Source organism: Algoriphagus sp. AGSA1 (genome assembly GCF_021390545.1).
GTDB lineage: Bacteria > Bacteroidota > Bacteroidia > Cytophagales > Cyclobacteriaceae > Algoriphagus.
Genome location: NZ_JAJUWR010000040.1, coordinates 21887 through 42646, shown reverse-complemented (window position 1 = coordinate 42646; position 20760 = coordinate 21887). Strand labels below are relative to the sequence as shown.

Sequence of the window (20760 nt, the reverse complement as noted above, 5' to 3'; positions counted from 1 at the left end):
AAGTAACCTTGAAAAATTCAAGCAGGCCATGCGGCAAAAGCAAGCTGAGGTAATCCTTTTCTTCCAATTCTTTTTTTCAACAAAGAAAATCGATTCAGTCAATTCCCCCAACTTTTAGGACTGATCCGTATGGGATCTATAAGATCTATATGCGCAACTTCTAATAAACCAAAACAGTAGTCAACCGCTCTATCCCGACATAAACGATAGCGATGATCTAAATTCATAAATGACCGAGGCCCGCCTTTATGCTGTAATCAATTTGGAAAAACCAGTTCTGAACTTCAGGTTCTGCTTAAAAATCCCCGTTGTCCCAAAAAAGAACAGATTGTCAAAGACTTTGACCATCACAGACGTGATATGACATAAATTAAGGTTTAAAGATCACAATAAGACCCCATATTGGGGGTGTTTTATGTGTTCAATAAGGTATAGAAATGTATTTATGACGAAGAATAGGACAGTCTTTTAGTTCAGCTAAACTCATAAAAACTTCTTTTGAATCAAAATGAAGCAGGTCAAGGAAAGGTAAGCTACTAATGGTTCCGATGAGTTTAACCACTGGATGCCAATGTTTCCCGTATTCGATTCTCGACCTCAAACAACTCCGCAACGTATATTACCCACCAACACTAGTCGCAAAATAAAAAGCCTGCCCCTTAACCAGCTCTAAAAAAGTAAGTTAAATCAAATTTAATCCTGTCAAAATACAGTATAGAACCCATGACACTTAGTTTTTCCCAGTAAAAAGGATGAGAAAAACCATTTTTTTTCTTTCGCGGCAAGTTTTCTGTAGCGAAATTATCATATCCTGCGTCTTAGCGTTATATTAAAGTGCCAACCAACTAACTACCCCCTATGAAGATCGGATTCGACGCTAAGCGTGCGTACAAAAATTTTACGGGCTTGGGAAATTATAGCAGGTTCATACTGAAGTCGCTCAGTCAAAACTTCCCTAAAAACGATTACTTGCTCTACACTCCTGAAAACAGTAAAAAAGCAGTGGAAATAACACAGGCCTGCAATAATGTAAACCAGGAAACCATTACACCCGAGGATGTATGGAAACTTCCCGTGATGTCCTCTATATGGAGGAGTGTTTATCAAGGAATAAAACATTCTGACAGCCATCTGGACATTTTTCACGGGCTCAGCAATGAGATACCCATCATCAAAAACAAATCCACCAAATATATTGTATCGGTACATGATCTGCTTTTTTGCAGATTCCCAGAATTGTTCAATCCCATAGATGTACAGATCTACAAGCTTAAAATGGCCAGATCCTGTAGGGAAGCCGATCAGGTAATTGCGGTCAGCGAGCAGACAAAAAGAGATCTTATTGACTACTTCCAGATAGATCCGGCAAAGATCAAAGTAGTATATCAAGGCGTGAACGAAATCTTCAAACAGGAAGTAAGTATAGATCAGGTACAGCAGATCAAACAAAAATACGGCATCTCGGAGCGTTTCCTGCTTTTTGTAAGTACGATAGAAAAAAGAAAAAACGTCCAGTTGATCCTCAAAGCCCTAAAAGAACGTCAAAATTGGGATATGCCCTTAGTAGTCATAGGCAGGCCCACAGCTTATCTGAAAGAACTTCATGCTTACATAGAAGAGCATCGCCTTCAAAACAAGGTCATTTTCCTTCATAATGTTGCTTTTGAAGATCTACCCACTATCTATAAAATGGCCCATGTCTTTATTTACCCTTCTTATTTCGAGGGTTTCGGCATCCCTATTATAGAAGCCCAGCAAATGGGAATCCCGGTGATCACCACAGAAGGCTCAGCGTTTCAGGAAGCAGGTGGACACGGGGCACTTTATGGAAACCCCGATGATACGGAAGCATTGATAGAAAATATAGAGCTGCTTTCTGATGAAACCTGCCGTCAGACTATGATCGAGAGAGGATTTCAAAATATCAGAAGATTCGATCAAAGTATTATCTCCAGACAACTGATGCAGATCTATGAAGAAGTCTTGGAACCCTCTGTGGTAAGAAGACCGGTGTTGGTGCCTTGACACTTAAATCCTCGAGCTATCAATTGTCATATCCTCTGCAAATAAACAGCTATTAGAGGGCATAATATCAGTAATATTATTGGCTTCGAATATGAGACGACGTTCCTCTATCCAAATGAAAACGGTCAAGATGAATTTGAAAGTTAATAATCAGGGAACAAGAGATGCGACTTAGGAGATCATTTGTTTCATGGATAGAAAACGTAAAATTGGGTTTACATTGTATGGTAGTGATTGCTGAAAAAGTGTTAGGTAAAACAGCTTTAAGGCCGCCGAGTGAAGAAATATGCTTATACGCCGAGAAGGCTAACGTAGAAACGGGCATGGCTGAGACTAGCTTGAAAATCCCGATTTTGGAATTTTCTGATGTATGATGCATAGACAAAAGACCTATTGCGGTGAAAAGCTTAAACTCGCTGAAACCTGGCTCCATGAAAAATTTGGTTAAGCCTTTAAAATGATAGCATTTGATCCATTACTGGCATTTTTCAGCATGCCCTAAGTACATCTCAAATGTATCTATTACCCATTTCACTCCTCACCCAAATTCCTGAAGGGTAAAATTCAGCTCCTCCTTAATTTCCTTTTGTAATTCAGATGCTTGATAAAGTAAATTATGGTGGTTTTAAGCCCCAAACCTCTTATACAGCCTATAACTTCTTTTGGGTTGCTAAATTCGACCCTTTCTATAATTTTCATAATAAGCCATTTACTAAGTTGATTATTTAGCTGCCTCAATCTTGTCTTCCATTCAGTATTCAATTTTGATCTTTCAATTACTGCGCCAAGCTTCTTGCGAAAAAGCACTTCACCAAATTGCAAAGTAACTATCTGTACAGTAAGACTATCGCCATGACGGCGGATCAAAGTTTTAGCTCTATCATCCCCAAAGTAATGAAATGAGGCATTAGCCAGTGCGCATTCAATCCAAAAAAGCCAATCCTCTTTACTGTCAAGTTCTCCATCGAAGGATATATTATTGTCAACCATGAATTTTCTATGCACAAGCGGACTACTAACAGCAGTAAAATTATTACGCACCAACGACTCCAGTATATCAAAACTTCTTCCATTGAACTTAGGCATCCATTCAATTCCTTTCATATTGAAATCAGGATAATGTTTCTCCGGGGATTTATCTTCAAAATATGCTAGATCAGTATAAGTGATTACCTCATTTGGAAGACTTAATGCAAGATCTAGCTGTATCTGAAGTTTATCTTTACTCATCAAATCATCTGCATCCAGAAAGCATAAATAGTCTCCCGTAGCATGAACCAAACCTGCGTTTCGAGCACCACCACAACCACTATTAGTTATCCTTAAATAAGTAACCCTATCTTCCCCTTTGCTGTGTAGTTCAACTTGCTCCGGTGTATTGTCAGTAGATCCGTCATCAACAATAATGGCTTCCCAATTTTGAAAAGTTTGTTGCTGCAAATTTTCTATTAACCCCTTAATGTATCGACCATAATTGTACGTAGGAATGATAATTGAAATTTTTATGGAGGTATTATGCATGACTATGTTTTCTAGGGTTTTTAAAAAAGTAAATCATCTAAAAGAGCTGAAACATCCCTTTTTACAGCGGGATAACTAAATTGCTCTATTGCTATATGGGAATTGTTGAAAAGTGTATTCCACAATATCTCATCATTATATAGTAAGATTATTTTCTTAGCAAACTCTTCAGTATTTGCTGCAGTTAAAACGTTTTTTCCATCTCGTAAATTCATTCCTTCTGAGCCAATGGTACTGGTTATCACTGGAAGTTGGTATGCCAGACTTTGGCCGATTTTCCCTTTCATGCCAGCTCCAAATCTCAGTGGAGCTACAAATAATTTATGGGTTTTGAAATAATCAGAAACGTCCGTCACATAACCCGGAACAATCACACGTTCACTTGCCAAATCATAAATTTGAGAGGAGGGCTTGCTTCCTAGTAGGGTCAGTTTAATCTCAGGTAATTCTTCCCACACTTTCGGCATGATTTCATTAACCAACCACTGTGCCGCATCAACATTGGGAGGATGATTGTATGCGCCTATAAACAGCAGTCCCTCCCGTTGATCAAATGGAATATTTTTTGTAGAAAATATAGGGTCGTGGATATTGGGAATTACTGCCACTGTTTTAATCCCTTCTTTTTCTAACAAAACTTTTTCATCTTCAGTCACCGTCAAAGTTAGGTCAGCGGCTTCCGCGATCTTCAATTCATCTATTTTTACCCGTGCCGCTTCGGTAAATAAAGCTTCATCACCCGATTGTAGTGCTTGTCTTTGTAGGCGGATGTGATGCAAATCGATGGTGTCATAAATCCATTTGGCATTTGGAAATTGTTTGAAAAGCCATCTAAACTCCATATTCATTTGGGGCCTGCTGATCCAGATTACATCACACTTTTCCAGCGTGGCATTCAGTTCTCGGATCATTGCAGGTCTATTCGGATAGCGATACAGAACTTCCACCTCCATTTTCACCAAGTCAGAAAAATAGGGCTCTGTCTTATTGGCATCATCAGGAACAAAGGTGATGTGGTAACCTGATTCCTTCAACATTCTTATCAGCTGAAATGCTCTATAAGAACCAGAATTTCTGTCATGAGCAGGGATAATGTCATCAATAAACAAAAGCCTCTTCGCCGGTAAAAACTTGCGGCTATCCTCTGATACATCGTTTCTATGACCATGCATTTCAAGTAACACCTGTTGCCATTTCATCTGGAATTTTTCCCGATTTACTTCCTGATAGGCTTTCACCGTATTTTTCTTAATGGTCTTCCCCGAAGTCACACCTTCAAAATGGATTACTTCAGAAAGTGGATGGAACATAACTTTCTTTTTCAATACATTCCTTACAGCAAAGCATAGATCTGTATCTTCATAGTAGGCAGGAATATAGCGCTGATCGAATAGTTCGAGTTTTTCAAAATCACTTTTCCTCAACAAAAGGCTGGCACCGGAGCAATAATCAACTTCCCTGATGTAGTTGTACCTAGGTCTGTCAGGAAGGTCATTTCTGCCGTAATTAGCCCCAGAAGCATCCTGATAGATTATCCCTCCTGCTTCCTGAAGCAAGCCATGTGCATAGATCAACTTACTTCCTACACAGCCGACTTGCTCATCTTCCATCAGTTTCAACATGGGATTTAGCCAGTCGGCCGTCACTTGAGTATCGTTATTCAAGAAATATATATACTTCCCATTTGCTAGGCGCGCGGCTATATTGCAGTTCATCAAAAAACCTTTGTTCTCCTCATTTCGAATATAGGTGATGCCAGAAACATTTTGAGTTAGAAAGATGGGAGTATCATCTGTAGAGCAATCATCAACAAGTATTAATTCTACCTTGACGGTATCCGGAATATTGTTCTCTAACGATTTCAAACAATTAAATGTATAAACCAACTGGTTGAATACCGGGATGATCACGGAGATTTCAGGATTATCAACTTTCGGAAAACTTATTTTTTGTCGCATAATTTCCTTTTGGCTCAGCTGAGGAAGTGCCGATGGGGAAACAAAAAACCTATACCCAAAAAGTGTAAGCAAAAACTCCTGCATTCTAATGGAAAATGCGGAATATGCATCAGGAGAAAAGAATACTGATCTTTTGGAAAATAGAGGTCTTTTAAGCTCATCAAGAATAGATTTTTTAAGCGTAATTGTTCCTGCCAGAACTATTATAAGCCTAATCAAGTAATACAAAATGATGTTGGGATGCAGCCTAAAAAACACTGTATTTCCAGCATCTCTACCTCTATAATATTTATTGTTGATTTTATAGCAGTACCTCTTATTATACTTATCTATCCACTTGTAAATCTTCATTATTCTATTTTTCAGAAATTCTCAACTCAAAACACATTATACCATCCGTTCCAATAGAACTTGTAATTTCCCTTTGATATGACTCGGACTATAACTAGCGAGCACCTGCTGTGAATTACTTGCCAAGGTCTCCCAGAGCTGCTCATCCTGATAAACATTAATTATCTGTTGTGCAAAAGTTTCTTTATCATCTGCTATTAATACGTCCAATCCATGGGTCAAGCCGACGCCCTCCGCCCCGATCCCCGTAGTAACAATTGGAAGCTTATAGGCCAGACTCTGCCCAATTTTCCCTTTCATCCCTGCTCCATATCGTAGAGGAGCCACAAAAACACGGTGACTCGTAAAATAAGGATCAATGTCCCTCACATAGCCTGGCACTTTTACCAGTTCATTTTCTAAAGCCTTTACTTCTTTACTTGGAGCATCTCCAAGAAGTGTGACAGGAACTTTGAATTTGGCCCAAACTATAGGCATAATCTCCTCAATCCACCACTTGACAGCATCAATATTAGGAGGATGATGATATGATCCTATGAACAATAGTCCCTTCCGTTCGGCAAATGATGGATAATCCCTGATCTGATGTGGTTCGTGAACATTCGGAATTACTGCCACATTCTTAATGCCCTTGTCATTGAGCAAGCCTTTCTCATCTTCCGTCACTGTGAGTGTCAAATCTGCTTTGGAAGCTATAGCTAATTCGAGCCTTTTAAAACGGGACGATTTTCTCATTAATCTTTTATTCCCGAACAATTCGGCCTCTCTCTCCAACCTTACGTAGTGTAAATCTATGGTGTCAAAAATCCATTTTATGCGTGGATTAACCTTGAATATCCACTCAAATTCTGAATTCAGTTGAGGCCTACAAATCCAGGCAAAATCTATAGAAGGCAACAATGATTTAAGTTCCTTGAACATTCCTTTTCGATCAGGGAAACCATATAAGACCTCTATCCCTAGGTTAATCAATTCTTCATGGTAAGGTGATGCGGCAATGCCTTTTCGTGGAACAATGATAACATGGTTCCCTAGCTCCTTTAATAGTTTCAGTAAATAAAATGCCCGCAATGAGCCTGAATCCCTGTCATATTCCGGAAGCCCGATATCTATAAAAAGCATGCTTTTGGGACTGAGCAGCTTTCGGGCATTTGCATCACTACTGGATGACCTAGCCGATAATCCCTCCTTTTGCACTTCCCATGATTCTGATAACTCAACCATCTGTCTCGGGGAGTCTAGTTTAATCATCTCGGCCTGGGGTGTATAAACAATCTTTTTCCCTAGTTTTTGGCGAAAAGCTAGGGAAAACTTACTAAAAGATTTAGATAAAGACTCATCCATTTCTATTCCACCAACCTGCTCAAAATCTGATTTTCTTATCAAAGAATGCCAGCCCGAAGCGCATTCTAATTCTCTTATAAAGTTGTATTTCGGACGTTCTGGAAAATCTGAATTACCATAGCTTTTAACCTGAAAATCGAAATCAATAAAAGACCCTGCTTCATATAACAGTCCATCCGAAGAAAGGACTTTGGCACTGACCATTCCTATGTTTTGGTCTTTGTCAAATTCCGTTAACAACACCTGTAACCAATCCCCCTGCAGAAGAACCGCAGGCTTGAGTATTGTGAAATATTCACCCTTCGCCTCTGAAACAGCAAGGTTTATGCTTTCCCGAATACCATTTTGATATGAAGAATACCTCACAGAGACACCTTCAATGTTTTTCATCATATACTGTACCACCTCCTCATTCCCTTCCTCCATAATCAGTATCAATTCTTTCTCCACTCCTTTGCAGCTTCTCTCTAAAGATTCCAGAAAATTCACCAAATCACTTAAGCTATCGCTGCATAATACCAGTAAGGTTACCTGAGGATTTTTTGGTACAGCAAACTGAAACCTTTTTTCGCTAATTTTCTCGGCGGAAAGTAAAGGGAAACCGTGTTTCTTCGGATAAAAGCGGTGACCTAAAAAGCGCATTATTTTACTCTTCAATGGAAGGCAGTGGCTAGTCGGATTTGAAGGAACCAAGAGTTTGCCGATTAGCCCGAGAATGTATAACCCAATGGTTAATAGTTGCAACATAGGCCGAAATGTTTTGCCGTGTTTTACACTTCGAGCGTACCTCCGATCAATCAAAAAGTATATTTTTTTTATAGGTAAAATCATCCCTTGAGAAATAATCTGGATTTTGGTAAAGGCTAAAATTTAATCTATCTCCGTAAACTGCTGCATATTCACCAGCTTACTATAAAGCCCATTCCGGCCGATCAACTCCTGGTGGCTGCCTTGCTCTATGATCCTACCTTCTTCCAATACCACGATCATATCCGCATTCTGTATGGTACTGAGTCTATGGGCAATCACCAGCGAAGTCCTGTTCTTCATCAACTTGTTCAGCGCATCCTGAACAAGTTTCTCTGACTCTGTATCCAAGGCTGATGTGGCCTCGTCCAACAGCATGATAGGTGGGTTTTTCAACACCGCCCTAGCAATGCAAATTCGCTGTTTTTGACCGCCGGAAAACTTTAGCCCCCGGTCGCCCATATTGGTCTGGTAGCCATTCTGGGTATCCATGATAAATTCATGCGCATTCGCTATCCTTGCCGCAGCCTCCACCTCTTCGGGACTGGCAACTGGATTCCCAAAGGCAATATTATTATAGATGGTATCATTGAAAAGTATGGATTCCTGATTTACCAATCCCATCATATCGCGAAGCGAATCCATGGTCACATTTTGGATATCGTGCCCATCAATGCGTATTGAGCCTTGCTCAGGTTCTATAAATCTAGGCAGTAAGTCCATCAAAGTAGATTTACCGCCTCCGGAAGGCCCTACCAATGCCACTGTTTTCCCCTTGGGAATATGGAGATTGATATCTTTCAGTACAGGTCTGCCTGGGTAAGAAAAGGATAGACTGTTGATTTCTATACTCTTCTCAAAATTTTTCAATGTCACAGCTTCAGGTGCATCTTTGATATCCGGCTCTACATCGATAAGATCCAGCACCCGATCACCTGCGGCAAGACCGGAGTGGATGGTGCTGAAGGAGTTTGTCAGCGCTTTTGCCGGTCGCATCACCTGGCTGAAGAGGGCTATATAAGCGATGAAATCAGAGGGAGAAAGTTCCGACTGATTGTTGATGATCAAAGACCCACCATATAGGACTATTCCTGTCACCATGGTGACACCGAGAAATTCGGAAACGGGAGAACTGAGCTGCTGCCTTTTGGCCATCTTTTTACCTAGCTTGGAATATTCCAGGTTTTCCTGATGGAATTTATCCTTGATCAAGTCAGTAGCATTGAAGGCTTTGATGATCTTAATCCCTGACAGTGCTTCATCTAGGTAACTGATCATCACACCATACCGATGCTGGGCTTCGGAGGCCTGACTTCTCAGGCGCTTCACGATTTTGGCAATAAAAAACGCGGAAATAGGTATCACCAACAGGGAAAACACTGTCAACTTATAGGAAATGGCAAACAACATAAATATATAAGCCAATAGCTGCAAAGGTTCCTTGAAAATCACCTGGAGGGTGGCTGTCACTGAAAACTGCACCACCTGCACATCTGAGGAAATCTTGGAAATGATATCCCCCTTACGCTGATTGCTGAAATACCCCACATGCAGGTTCATCACATTGTCAAAAACCCGCTTTCTCAGATTCAGCAAGGTATGGATACGCATGTTTTCCATTACCCGCTCAGAGAGGTAGCGAAAAAGATTACCCAAAAGCACCGACAAGATAATTACTCCGCAAACCACTTGCAGAGCCCCGAGTGGCCCATAATGCATATTGGCCTGTTCAGCGTAGTAATTCAAATAACCAAATACATCCGTCCAGTTTTCAGGTTTGGTTGCGGCGGTCGCTTCCCCTCCATCGGTATTGAAGAGGGTGCTCAGCAACGGTGCCAGCATAGCCAGGTTCAACGTATTGAAAATCACTCCCAAGACTGTAAACAACAGGTAGGGAATTGCGAATTTTTCAATCGGCTTGGCAAATGACAGTAACCTGAAATAGGTTTTGATTGAGGATTGTGGCACAGATTTAATTTATTTTTATAATCAGAATAATCTCAGATCCTCTTAATTCTCCTAGCATACATAGGATCGAAATATTTCTTTTTTATTGCTCGGAGACTTTGGGTTTGGCCTTGTTCTCCCATTGTCAATTTTAGGTTCTTCCTGGATTCTATGATAGACTCTTTCTTTTCAAAAAAGCCTCTCAAAGCGGTAAGTATCCATAATTTACCCACTACTATACGTAACAGCACCTCGATTAGGAACATTTGACAGTACCAAAACACCAATCGAATGCCATCAAGGTGTATGGCATGCAGAATAAATTTATTACGATAAACGATGGCCATCAGTCTATTTTTGGATGAACTGGATCGTATGGTTTTCGAAACTTCATGTTTACAGACAGCTTCATGCTCGTAATAGCATTTCCATCCCATGCGCCAAGCTCTGAAACTCAGATCCACATCCTCGCAGTAGAATGGTGAATAAATCTCATCAAACCCACCCAGCTTCAAGAGCATTTCACGCCTTACCAGTGCGTTTGCCCCAGAGAGATAGGCAGTGGGTGTCATTTTATTTTTGTCTTCACAATAGAAAAACCGTGTAGCCTTAAACTTCATGCCACTAAAGGAGAGCAGCCGGGCCGCATCTTCAATTTTACCCTCGGGATTCATGATCTTACCCATGACCCCGAACGTGTCCTCCTGCTCAAAATATCGCCAAAGTCTTTCGAAATAATCCCTCTCTAAAGCCACGTCAGTATTTAACAATAAGACCAACTCGTTTTTAGCAGCTTTAATTCCACGGTTGCAGGTAATGGAAAACCCCAGATTGGCCGAATTAACGAGTAGGACAACTCCGGGGCATGTTGATCTTATCCATTCCACCGAGCTATCTGTAGAACAGTCGTCCACGACGATCACTTCGTAAGCCACACCCGCACTTTCCGCCGCGGCAAATGTATATGGAAGGTATTGCCCGAGTAATGCTACTCCATTGTAATTGGGAATCACTATGGACACACTTTTCTTCGGGGGCGTATGGGGTGAGGGATAGCTGGGGCTGATGGCGGTCAAAAGAAAGGTTTGCAAGAACAATAAAAACCCTCCGTCCAGCCTGGTTGTGCCAAGCCGGAGGAAGAGGTTTCAACTGCAAAGTTAACTGTTGGTTTGGTTTTCTATTTGATACAGAACGTATGGAAAGCAAAAACGCTACAGAAGAAACAGAAATTTCCTTCATTTCTCTGCTGATCCAACGAATATTCCCGCAATCCAATTGGCGATTATCTCAATGTCAATCTCTTATATATGTGCTAAAATGAGGCGGCCCTACTCCGAATGGATACGGGACAATTCCCTCACGAACAACCTGTTAATCAGACTTCATTAAACAATATAGAGCATATCTTAATGCATATTTGGAGGAAATCTTACTCTGTTTACTATGCTTGCGTCTAGTTAGGGCTGACTGAAAAACCGCTCGCATGAAATTGAGCTAATCAGTCAAAACGGTAGCTTTTATTCTGTTATCGGCGTTTTTCAGCAGACCCTAGCTACTCCGAAACTATAAGATAATACCCATCCAGATCTCTGAGGATAAATTGTTGTCGCCCTGAATTTTCATTGATGTGTGGTTCTTGTTCAATTTCGAGATTCAGACGAAGTGCGTTGCTCCATATTCCCTGTAAGTCTTTAACCCTAAAAAATAAAATCAACCCATTTCCTGCAATACGACCAGAGTCTGTCATGGTAGGATGTTCATGTTCGCCCCAGCGATGGAGGCATAGAATAACCGTCCCCTTGGTGTCAGCCAGCATTTCAAAATTTCCGCCACCGTGTTTGCTTTTCAAACCCATGAAATCCTGATACCATTTAGAACTCTTGTCAACGTCTTTTACGGCAATGATGGTTTCCAGTCTTGTCATACGCTATGATTCAGGCTCCAAATTGTCTCAAATGATGATCCGTATGCTTGTAAACTAAAACCCCTATTTGATCTTTAGTCATCTTGCCGAAGAAATCGTGAACGAATTTTGGGTTACTAAAATCCCCATAGTTATTGATCAAAGAAATCCATTGAATCCGCTCAGATTCCAGGTCACCATTTTCCTCCTTTACTTTAAACTGGTCTGAGGTGGGGATATTTTTATCAAAAGGGCTGTCGTCTTTTATCATCCTTTTCAATGCTATTTTCCCAAAAATCTTACCTATAAAAGCTTGTTTGTAAGCGTGGTCTTCTGTCCCAAGGATCCACCCGTTCCAATAAGTATTATGCTTGAGCATCTGATAAACATTCATTTTACCCCATTGAGGATGACTGTCTTCTTTTACTGAGCCTATTCTCCGGGTAAGCTCCTCTCTTGCTGCCGGATCAAATATCGTTTTCATTATCAAAATTATTGATAGGTTGCAAGGAAAAATAGTTACCGGAATCATCTTTAAACAAGGCTTCCGTGCCGTAAAATTCCTTGGTGGGTGCCTTTATGAATTCTACCCCTTTGGCCTTTAGCTCTTCGTAAGTCGCAAAGATGTCGTGACAGGTCAATACGCCGCAACCAAATATTCCCTTTTTTATCAACCCAATCAGGCTTTCCGCAACTTCTTTAGGGAACATTTTACTTACTTTAACAGGAAACAAAACCAATTGCAAATCGGGTTGTTCCGGGGGCGAAACGGTCAACCAACGGGTATCTGGCCCCATAGGTATATCATCTACAAGTTTGAATCCCAACTTGTTGACATAGAAATCATACGCACTGTCCTGATCTATGACATGTATGTTTGTAATGGTCATTTTTGTAATCATTGCTTGCTTTATTTAGTTTTTAAAACCAAACCAAAGATCGGCAATGACTTAAACTTTCACTTCTTCAAAATTGCTATTGTCAGTCCATCCGTGTTGATATGCATAGCAACTGGGCACAAAATCGAGTGGTCTTTTTGTGATCTTTTCCTTGACCGTCTTTTGCCTATCTAAATATTCTGAAGGTGAAATGCCTACTGTTTTTGAAAAAAGGCCACTAAACGAGGATACGCTATCAAAACCGACAGCATAACATGCTTCTGTCACTGAAGCATTGTTTCTCAGAAGTTCCTTCGCTTTTTCTATTCTCACATACTTTAAATATTGGTGAGGGGTCTTGCCGTAAGCGGCTTTAAATAAGCGAATGAAATGAAATTTGGAAAAATATGCTTCGTCTGAAATGTTGGTAAGGTCTATTTTCTCAGCAAACAATTGATCAATATAGAGTTTCGCCCGAACAATACGTCTATACAAGTATATTTTGGGATATTCTTCGGCGCTCATCTTGTTGTTACGTTCTAGGACAAATGGTGAATATAATAGGCTATACCACCTCCAATTTTAGGTTTTCCAACAGCTATAAACTAAGGTAAAGCTTATTCATCTTTTTTCTTTAACCTATCCTTTTTTTCTTGCTTCACTTTCTTGATTCTTCCTCTAAAAATTAAGTATGCGATAATGATAATCGCTGGGATAAGCACAAAAATAATCTGGTTACTCGTCTGGGAAAAATCGATGGGACCAGTTGGCCTAGGGATACCAGGCTGTTTTTGAGCATATCCTAACAGCGGCATGAGAAGAAAACTAAAAAGGCAACTCGAAGCTAAGGTGATATATTTTATGAACTTGTTCATTACAAATGTTATCCAACAATGATACCATCTTCAAATTCCGCATGACACGTGGTTTTCAGCCGTATAGAAAGAGAAAGGTTAGTAATTTCCCCAGATTGTGCATCTATTGCTATAAGATATTGCTCCCATCATACAGTAGAGTCAACAAGAATGGAAATTTCCATCCTGCGTCAAATCCCCCATCTATCTTTCTAATTATCAGCCAGCCCCTGTGTATGATGCGATCAGAATACCCGAATCCAAACCGCAGAACAGGAGCTGTTGAAAAATACAGGGGAGGAATATCCTGACCCCTTAAGTAGGGTAGGCTGAAAAATGCCGATATTGGATCAAAAGCCAACATTTTGAATGGCTAACCCGTTTTCCTACGAACGGTTTTTCAGCCTCCCTTTATGAAGACCAAAAAAAATCCAAAACCACATGATCTTGGATTTTTTTATTACCTAATCTATCTATTTTTATTCAAGGGTATTGTTGCTGATTTTCTGTATAACGCCAAAGACTGAAAAGGATACCTTCTAAGATGTTTTTAGATTCCATTTGCCGCCAAAACCGTGACTATGGATCTGGCAGGGATAGTGACTTTCTCGCCGGAAGTATAACTTTTCAACGAGGCCAAATTCTTATCTTTGGATGTGACGTAGAGCCCATGGATGGAAATAAACTTCCCATCTACAGTTAAATCCACCGTCACTTCTTTTATCCCGGAATTAACCAAGACGAAAACTGTTTCCTCTTTGGAAGATGATTGGTAGGCAGATACCAGTAAGTCCGCATTCTGCTGCTTTTCCTTATTCATCTCCACACTGATCCGTTGATATCCCGGACGGATAAACCTGCTATAATTACCCAGAGCCCATAGCATTTTACTTTCGTAGAAATTGCCATCTTCTTTCTGCTTATCAATATAAACAAGCCCATCCTTATAATCATAAGGAGAAACTGCCAGCCACCAGTGCCAGGCACTGGCGTTTGAAACTGTCAGGTCGTTGTGGATCACCCTGGCCACATAGAGTGCGGGATCAATCCCCAAATCTCTTCCGCTCCCATTGATTTCGCCCCCATTGTCCCCAAGAATGCAATATTCACTCATCCAATAGCTCAAACCCTGAACCGAGTTGATTTCAGAAGAAAGTCTCGATCGTTTATTCACCGCAGATTCAAAAGGAGAGGTAGTGAAGTAACTGTGTGCGGATATAGTAGAGCTGACATGGGTAAAGTCACCTATGTAATTTGGGGATTCCGGATGGAAAAAGTCGGCGACCTGATTTCCTCTCCCCTCCTTATCGGCCTGTTCGTAGAGGTAGTCGATTTTTCCTGCCTCAGCTACATCGATTTTGGTCTGGAGCTTATTTTCTGACAAGGCTTTGTCCAGCGCTTTTACTATCCCCGCAATTTCACTGTTCCAAAAGGGGGTGCCTTCTTGGCCCCCATCCGACCAGTCCCATTGCGGTTCATTCACAGGACTGACATAATCAACGTTCACCCCTTTTTTTTCCAACCCTTTTATCACTTGCGCCAGATATTCGCCGTACGCTTCATACTTATCTTCAGCCAGGTTTGACTTTCCGTCTTCGGCATAAGCCTTTCCTGTTTTGGTCATGGATATAGGAGGGCTATTGGGAAAAACCAGCAATTTATCCACTCCAAATTCCTCTGCTGCCTGGGCAAACCAGACTTGACCGGCCTGCTTCTCCCAATTGTACGTTCCATCAGCTTCCAGAAAAGACTCAGCTCTTCTCCATTCATCGCGAATCCCGCTTTCCTCTCCCTGTCCTGCACTGCCTGCTCCCACATTAAATCTCCACAGTGATAGCCCTATTCCCTTCGGGCTACCCTCCGCATCGTCTTCCATACTAAAAAGCAACTGGGCGATGGCACGTTTCTTCTCATCAGGCCATAAGCCCACAAACTGGGTGGACCAGGCATCTGACGCACCAAAATGTTCTATGATCTGATGAGATTCCATATTGAGTGCGTTTACTTTTACAGCTTCATCTTCAGTAGGACTATTTTGTTGTTCCTGTCCTGAACTCTGACAGGAAACAAGTAATCCCCAGATAGCAATAAGTAAATGCTTTATTAACGATTTTATCATGTGGTCAAATCTTCTGTTCATTTCCTAAAATTGTAAAAAAAGGGAAACTAAAAAGCTTCCCCTTTCACTTCTCAATAACCCTCGTTCTGCCTCAGCTGGTTGTCAGAAGCTAAAATTTCTGAACGTGGAATAGGTAACCAGTAATTCTGTGGTTCAAATTTCTTCCCGTTCAAAGATATCTTCCTGCTGTAAGACAATGTACCATCAGCTGCTTTAATGATTTCAATACCGTAAGCCGGTGTATTTTCCACTTCATCGGCCGTCATCCATCTTCTGACGTCATAGTAGCGGTGCTCTTCGAAAGCAAGTTCTATCCTACGCTCATGATGGATTCTTTCTCTCATCTCATCCTTGCCCAGTCCGGCTGGCAAAGGAGGCATCTCCACCCCTGCTCTGCTTCTGATTGAATTAATCGCATCATATACGCTTGCATCAGGCCCTACAGCTTCATTTTGGGCTTCCGCATAGTTGAGCAGGATTTCAGCATACCGGAAATATATCCAGTTTTGGGTACCCGCTACCTCCCAAGGATTGCGAATTGGAAGGTCTTCATCAATGAATTTTCTCAGGTAATACCCTGTCTTACTTGTATTCCAGTTTGATGGGCCTCCCTGGCTATCCCGTCCATTAGGTAAGAATGTTTCAACTTCCCTGTCTCTGTATGGAGCCCCATTGTAGAGGATACTTGCATAGAATCTAGGATCTCTATTTTCATAAGGGGCACTGGCCTGCTCTTCATTATCCCAGCTGAACGGAGTTCCATCCATCATTTCATAGTCATCAATCAGATTTTGAAGGGGTACATTCCCTCCCCAACCATCATATCCATTGGGTCCATTGGCGATCTCTAGTGCGGTATGTCTAGCATTGATATTGTAATATCTGGCAAAAATGATCTCAGAATTACTCTGGGGAGTCAAAAAAAGCTCTCCATATCCGTTTTGATACAGGCTATACTGTCCCATATCCATTACAGCCTTTGCGGCATCCGCTGCCTGTTGCCATTTTTGGGCGTCACTGCCGCCATCATTGTACAGTGGACTGGCCGCATAAAGCAAGAACCTCGACTTCAATGCCAATGCCGCTCCTTTGGTAGCCCGTCCTTCCAGCCATGATGCACTGTTAGTTTGAGGCAATCTTGCTGCCGCGGCATCCAATTCCTGGATGGCATAGGCTATTGCCTCTTCCTTGGGAGCACGTTCATAGTAAGAAGGGTCTGTGAAATCATCTCCAAGTTGGGCTACATTGTCCCCCATCAGCACCACGTCCCCGTAATTTTTGATCAGATCAAAATAGCGGAATGCGCGGATAAATTTAAGCTCAGCGATCAGCCTGTCTTTTCCAGACTGACTCATTTCCAGCTCCCCAATATTGGCAAGTGCATAATTCACTTCCCGGATGCTTCTGTAGGATCTGCCCCAGAAAGTCCCCGCTATTCCGGTATTCTGTGGAGAAAGTTGCCCTTGCTGGATAAACCATGTATTATCATCATTGTTGTAAATGGACTCATCCGTGAGCGAGCTCCACATGGCATATTCGAAGCCTCGCCCAAACCCAGGCTGGTAGGCGTCACCTTCTTTATCAGTCAATCTTACTCCGAGGTATCTATTGATCACATAGGCCTCAAATAGTGTAGAGTCAGATAAAATTGATGCATCAGAGACTCTGTCAGTGGGCACTACATCCAGAAAATCCTCCTGACATCCGCCCAGCAATATGCCGCTCAGCGCAATCCCCAAGAAAGGTTTTAATATATTTTTAGTAGTCATTTTGTTCGGGTTTAGAATTGAATGTTGACACCTAGGTTAATGATCTTCTGCTGCGGATAGAATTGTCCGCTTTCACTGGATCCTTCTGGGTCATAGTCTTTCACCTTGGTCAGAGTGAATAAGTTGAAGGCATTTGCATAGATCTTCAGACTGCTGATGGATAGTTTTTCCAAAACAGGCTGAGGCACATTGTAACCGATCTGTACATTTTTCAATCGGGCAAAACTGGCGTCGTTCAACCAGAAATTATTCCTGTATAATCCCCCACTGACAGCTGAGGAGGATCTTTCACTGACCCTAGGAAAAGTGCCCTCCGGATTTGTGGGAGAATATCGGTTATCTGCCCAGCTACTATAGAAATTGCCTACAGTCCCTGATTCTGGCAATACATACTGGCTTACCTGCGACTGTCCTGAAATCACTGCCGAGAAATCCCAGTTTTTCCAAGCGGCGTTCAGCGTCATACCAAACGTAATCTGAGGGATATTGCCATACTTGCTTCGGGTCATATCGTCTGCATCAATCACTCCATCACCATTGAAATCCTCATAAATAAGATCTCCCACCATGGCTCCCGGCACATGAGGCGTACTATCCAGTTCTTCCTGGCTTCTAAAAATACCTATGGCATTGTATAGTAGATATGTATTCATGGGATTCCCTGTCTGACGCTGATAATCCAGTACTCCGGAAGCTTCATCTATATATACAACTTCATTTTTCGCATAGGTGAAGTTCCCTGCTACCCCAAAGCTGAAATTGCCTTCATGCTGGTAGCCCACAGTGGACTCAAATCCGTGGCTTTTTACCTCACCGATATTTTCCGCAGGCACCAGTGACTCCCCATCGTATGGATTTACAATACCTGAAGTACCGGGAATCGAGGCATTTCTGATCGTCAGGATCTTGCTTCTGTCCTGCTGGAAATAGATGAACTCGGTGGTGAATTTCTTCAACCAAATTGCATTAAAGCCGATGTCAGTTTTGGTAGCCACTTCCCAGGTAATATTTGGATTGGCAAGGCGGGTGAGATCGATGCCTGTATGTACCACATCCCCGAGTACATAGCGGTTGTTGAAGGAGTAGTTGTCAAAATACTGGAACTGCCCTACGTTGTCATTTCCAAGCTTACCATAAGATGCCCTGAATTTCAGGTCATCAAAGAAGCCTACTTTCTCCCTAAACCAGCTTTCTTCAGAAATCCTGTAACCCACGGATAGGGAAGGGAAAAAACCATACCTACTGTCCTCAGGGAAATTGGAAGACCCATCCACTCTCATCTGCAACTCAGCCAGATATTTTTCATTGTAGTTATAGGCGATTCTGCTGAGAGAGCTTTTCCTGGTGTAATTGTAGCTGCTTCCCCAGTTGTCATAATCAGATGCCGCGGCGCCACCCTGGGAAAGTTCAGGAGTCTCAGCAGTCGGGAAATGCAACCGTGAGGCTCCAAGCGTATGGGATCTGTTTTCACTTTGTTCATATCCCACAAACGCATCAAAGAAATGGTCTCCAAAATAATGCTTGAAGTTCAGTCTGATATTGGATACCACCATGGACTGGGTATAATGCGACTCTGAGAGGGTAGGCTGCTGATCAGGTCCTCCACCTACTACCACAGGATTGTAAGCGTCCGAAGTACGGTCATAATTGTACAGCGTATAAGGTTTGCTGAAATTCCTGGATCTGTCAGAGCTTTCATCTACTGAGAAAAAACCTTCTGCGGAAAGACCTTCAAGGAAGCCAAACTCATACTTCCCTCTTAGTATTCCATTAAATACGTAGCGGGGGTTGTGGTTTAAGCCTCCCTGCTCTGTGGCCATGACCACAGGATTGGAATTTTCTATACCTGAAGAAGGAAGTCCATTAGGATAGACTGCCGCCACTGTAGGATAAGCTCTGTAGATAGACCTGAAAATCTCCCCTGCACCTGATGTTGGGTATTGCCTATCTTCTTTTCTCCCTGACAAGGATAATCCCACTGTCAGTTTATCCGTGATATCCGCATCCACATTGGATCTGAAGCTGTATTGATCGTAGCGTGTAGCCCCGTCTTTGTACAGGCCGTCCTGTCCGGTTTTGCCCAAGGACAGGAAATAGGTGACATTTTCCGAACCACCCCTGATGCTCAGATCATGCTGGCTTTGCAAAGCAGTATTATTCAGCGCAGCTGCTGCCCAATCGGTGTTTGGATAATTGAGCGGATCAGTTCCATTTCTAAACATCCCCAACTCGTCCTCGGAATACACCTGGTTCAAACCGCCCTGAGGATTATTATAATAGGCTATTTCATTTCTGATCTGTGCATAAGTCCCCGCATCTGCCATAGCAGGCAATCGTGTGGGGGAAGAGAATCCTTGGTTGAAGCTGTAGGAAATCACCGGTTTCCCGGATTTACCACGCTTAGTGGTCACCAGGATCACGCCGTTGGCCGCCCTGGAGCCATAGATCGCCGCCGAGGCATCCTTTAGTACCGAGATACTTTCGATGTCATTAGGATTGAGTCGCTCCAACCCACCAATTTGCCCAGGAACCCCATCCACTACAACCAGTACATCATTGTTTCCTGTAGTGGCCAAACCACGTATGCTGATACTGGAGCCATCATATCCAGGTTCACCTCCACGGTTATTCGCTATAATCCCTGAAAACCTTCCGGATAGGGAATTAGAAATATTGGGTTGCGGACTATTCTGTAAATCCCTGCCTTCAACCTGTGAAACAGAACCTGTGAGCGTAGCCTTCTTTTGTTCTCCATATCCCACCACGACTACTTCATTTAGAGACTGCTCATCAGGTACCATTTGGATTGTGATGTTGCTTTCACCGCTTTGAATTTGATATTCTCGGGTGAGATATCCGATAAATGAAATACTTAAGGTAGCATTGGCGGCAGATCCAATTGATAATGTGAAATTGCCATCCAAATCTGTAACGGCACCCGTAGTAGTGCCTTTCAATAAAACGGAAGCACCAGGCAATCCTGCCCCGGTTTCATCCAATACCCGACCTGAAATTTTTTCCTGGCCGAATACATTGGGCACACTGCACATCATTACTAGCATAAATGACATACAATACAGCCATGCCCTGGCTGGTAGTTGTGTTAGCATGTTTTTTAGGTTTATTTTGTTAATTACAAAAAGCCGAAGACCAAGTAAAAAACCACTTAATCTACGGAGCAATGTTCTTAAAAATCCGAAAGATACAGGGGGTATAAATCAGCAATTAATGGGGCAGAAAGTGACCAAATGCCCATTCCTGTGAATATTGTTCGTTTTTTTGAGGACGTTTTTCGTGATTGTGCACAGATGAAATCGAGCCTGCCTACCGGACAGGCAGGCATG

General features: G+C 42.1%; 13 protein-coding genes. 1 reads left to right on the top strand and 12 read right to left on the bottom strand.

The features are described 5' to 3' along the window. Nucleotides 1-858: 858 nt before the first annotated feature. On the top strand, nucleotides 859-2025 hold the full coding sequence (locus LZF95_RS23040; protein ID WP_233757708.1) for a glycosyltransferase family 1 protein: 1167 nt from the start codon (nucleotides 859-861) through the stop codon (nucleotides 2023-2025). Nucleotides 2026-2589: 564 nt separating this feature from the next. Here LZF95_RS23040 and LZF95_RS23035 read toward each other — a convergent pair. From LZF95_RS23035 to LZF95_RS22980, 12 genes are all read right to left on the bottom strand, one after another. Continuing rightward, nucleotides 2590-3546, bottom strand: a complete 957-nt coding sequence (locus tag LZF95_RS23035; RefSeq protein ID WP_233757707.1) for a glycosyltransferase family 2 protein — start codon at nucleotides 3544-3546, stop codon at nucleotides 2590-2592. Between the two features lie 20 nt (nucleotides 3547-3566). Continuing rightward, nucleotides 3567-5855, bottom strand: coding sequence for a glycosyltransferase (locus LZF95_RS23030; RefSeq protein WP_233757706.1), 2289 nt, complete (start codon nucleotides 5853-5855; stop codon nucleotides 3567-3569). 36 nt (nucleotides 5856-5891) lie between these two features. After that, nucleotides 5892-7946, bottom strand: a complete 2055-nt coding sequence (locus LZF95_RS23025; RefSeq protein ID WP_233757705.1) for a glycosyltransferase — start codon at nucleotides 7944-7946, stop codon at nucleotides 5892-5894. 123 nt (nucleotides 7947-8069) lie between these two features. Further along, nucleotides 8070-9899, bottom strand: coding sequence for an ABC transporter ATP-binding protein (locus LZF95_RS23020; RefSeq protein ID WP_233757709.1), 1830 nt, complete (start codon nucleotides 9897-9899; stop codon nucleotides 8070-8072). Nucleotides 9900-9946: 47 nt separating this feature from the next. Then, nucleotides 9947-10969 (bottom strand): glycosyltransferase family 2 protein, encoded by a 1023-nt coding sequence (locus LZF95_RS23015; RefSeq protein ID WP_233757704.1) that lies wholly within the window; start codon nucleotides 10967-10969, stop codon nucleotides 9947-9949. 476 nt (nucleotides 10970-11445) lie between these two features. After that, complete coding sequence (locus tag LZF95_RS23010; RefSeq protein ID WP_233757703.1) at nucleotides 11446-11817, bottom strand: VOC family protein; 372 nt, start codon at nucleotides 11815-11817, stop codon at nucleotides 11446-11448. Nucleotides 11818-11827: 10 nt separating this feature from the next. After that, a complete protein-coding gene (locus LZF95_RS23005; protein ID WP_233757702.1) occupies nucleotides 11828-12280 on the bottom strand; it encodes a DUF1569 domain-containing protein in 453 nt (150 codons plus the stop codon). Continuing rightward, a complete protein-coding gene (locus LZF95_RS23000) occupies nucleotides 12264-12698 on the bottom strand; it encodes a VOC family protein (RefSeq protein WP_233757700.1) in 435 nt (144 codons plus the stop codon). Before LZF95_RS23000 ends, LZF95_RS23005 begins: the two co-directional genes overlap by 17 nt. A gap of 48 nt (nucleotides 12699-12746) precedes the next feature. Further along, nucleotides 12747-13199, bottom strand: coding sequence for an AraC family transcriptional regulator (locus tag LZF95_RS22995; protein ID WP_233757699.1), 453 nt, complete (start codon nucleotides 13197-13199; stop codon nucleotides 12747-12749). An 879-nt stretch (nucleotides 13200-14078) separates the two neighbouring features. Further along, nucleotides 14079-15647 carry a glycoside hydrolase gene (locus LZF95_RS22990; RefSeq protein WP_233757698.1) on the bottom strand — a complete coding sequence of 523 codons (1569 nt, stop codon included), beginning with the start codon at nucleotides 15645-15647 and terminating at the stop codon, nucleotides 14079-14081. A 71-nt stretch (nucleotides 15648-15718) separates the two neighbouring features. Beyond that, nucleotides 15719-17416 carry a RagB/SusD family nutrient uptake outer membrane protein gene (locus LZF95_RS22985; protein WP_233757697.1) on the bottom strand — a complete coding sequence of 566 codons (1698 nt, stop codon included), beginning with the start codon at nucleotides 17414-17416 and terminating at the stop codon, nucleotides 15719-15721. An 11-nt stretch (nucleotides 17417-17427) separates the two neighbouring features. Next, nucleotides 17428-20526 carry a TonB-dependent receptor gene (locus LZF95_RS22980; protein ID WP_233757696.1) on the bottom strand — a complete coding sequence of 1033 codons (3099 nt, stop codon included), beginning with the start codon at nucleotides 20524-20526 and terminating at the stop codon, nucleotides 17428-17430. Nucleotides 20527-20760: the final 234 nt, after the last annotated feature.

What these genes read in the sequence shown, in the direction of transcription:
- LZF95_RS22990 (WP_233757698.1), bottom strand. Translation starts at nt 15,647, where the DNA reads ATGATAAAATCGTTAATAAAGCATTTACTTATTGCTATCTGGGGATTA.
- LZF95_RS23010 (WP_233757703.1), bottom strand. Translation starts at nt 11,817, where the DNA reads ATGACAAGACTGGAAACCATCATTGCCGTAAAAGACGTTGACAAGAGT.
- LZF95_RS23000 (WP_233757700.1), bottom strand. Translation starts at nt 12,698, where the DNA reads ATGATTACAAAAATGACCATTACAAACATACATGTCATAGATCAGGAC.
- LZF95_RS22985 (WP_233757697.1), bottom strand. Translation starts at nt 17,416, where the DNA reads ATGACTACTAAAAATATATTAAAACCTTTCTTGGGGATTGCGCTGAGC.
- LZF95_RS23005 (WP_233757702.1), bottom strand. Translation starts at nt 12,280, where the DNA reads ATGAAAACGATATTTGATCCGGCAGCAAGAGAGGAGCTTACCCGGAGA.
- LZF95_RS23025 (WP_233757705.1), bottom strand. Translation starts at nt 7,946, where the DNA reads ATGTTGCAACTATTAACCATTGGGTTATACATTCTCGGGCTAATCGGC.
- LZF95_RS22980 (WP_233757696.1), bottom strand. Translation starts at nt 20,526, where the DNA reads ATGCTAACACAACTACCAGCCAGGGCATGGCTGTATTGTATGTCATTT.
- LZF95_RS23040 (WP_233757708.1), top strand. Translation starts at nt 859, where the DNA reads ATGAAGATCGGATTCGACGCTAAGCGTGCGTACAAAAATTTTACGGGC.
- LZF95_RS23030 (WP_233757706.1), bottom strand. Translation starts at nt 5,855, where the DNA reads ATGAAGATTTACAAGTGGATAGATAAGTATAATAAGAGGTACTGCTAT.
- LZF95_RS23035 (WP_233757707.1), bottom strand. Translation starts at nt 3,546, where the DNA reads ATGCATAATACCTCCATAAAAATTTCAATTATCATTCCTACGTACAAT.
- LZF95_RS22995 (WP_233757699.1), bottom strand. Translation starts at nt 13,199, where the DNA reads ATGAGCGCCGAAGAATATCCCAAAATATACTTGTATAGACGTATTGTT.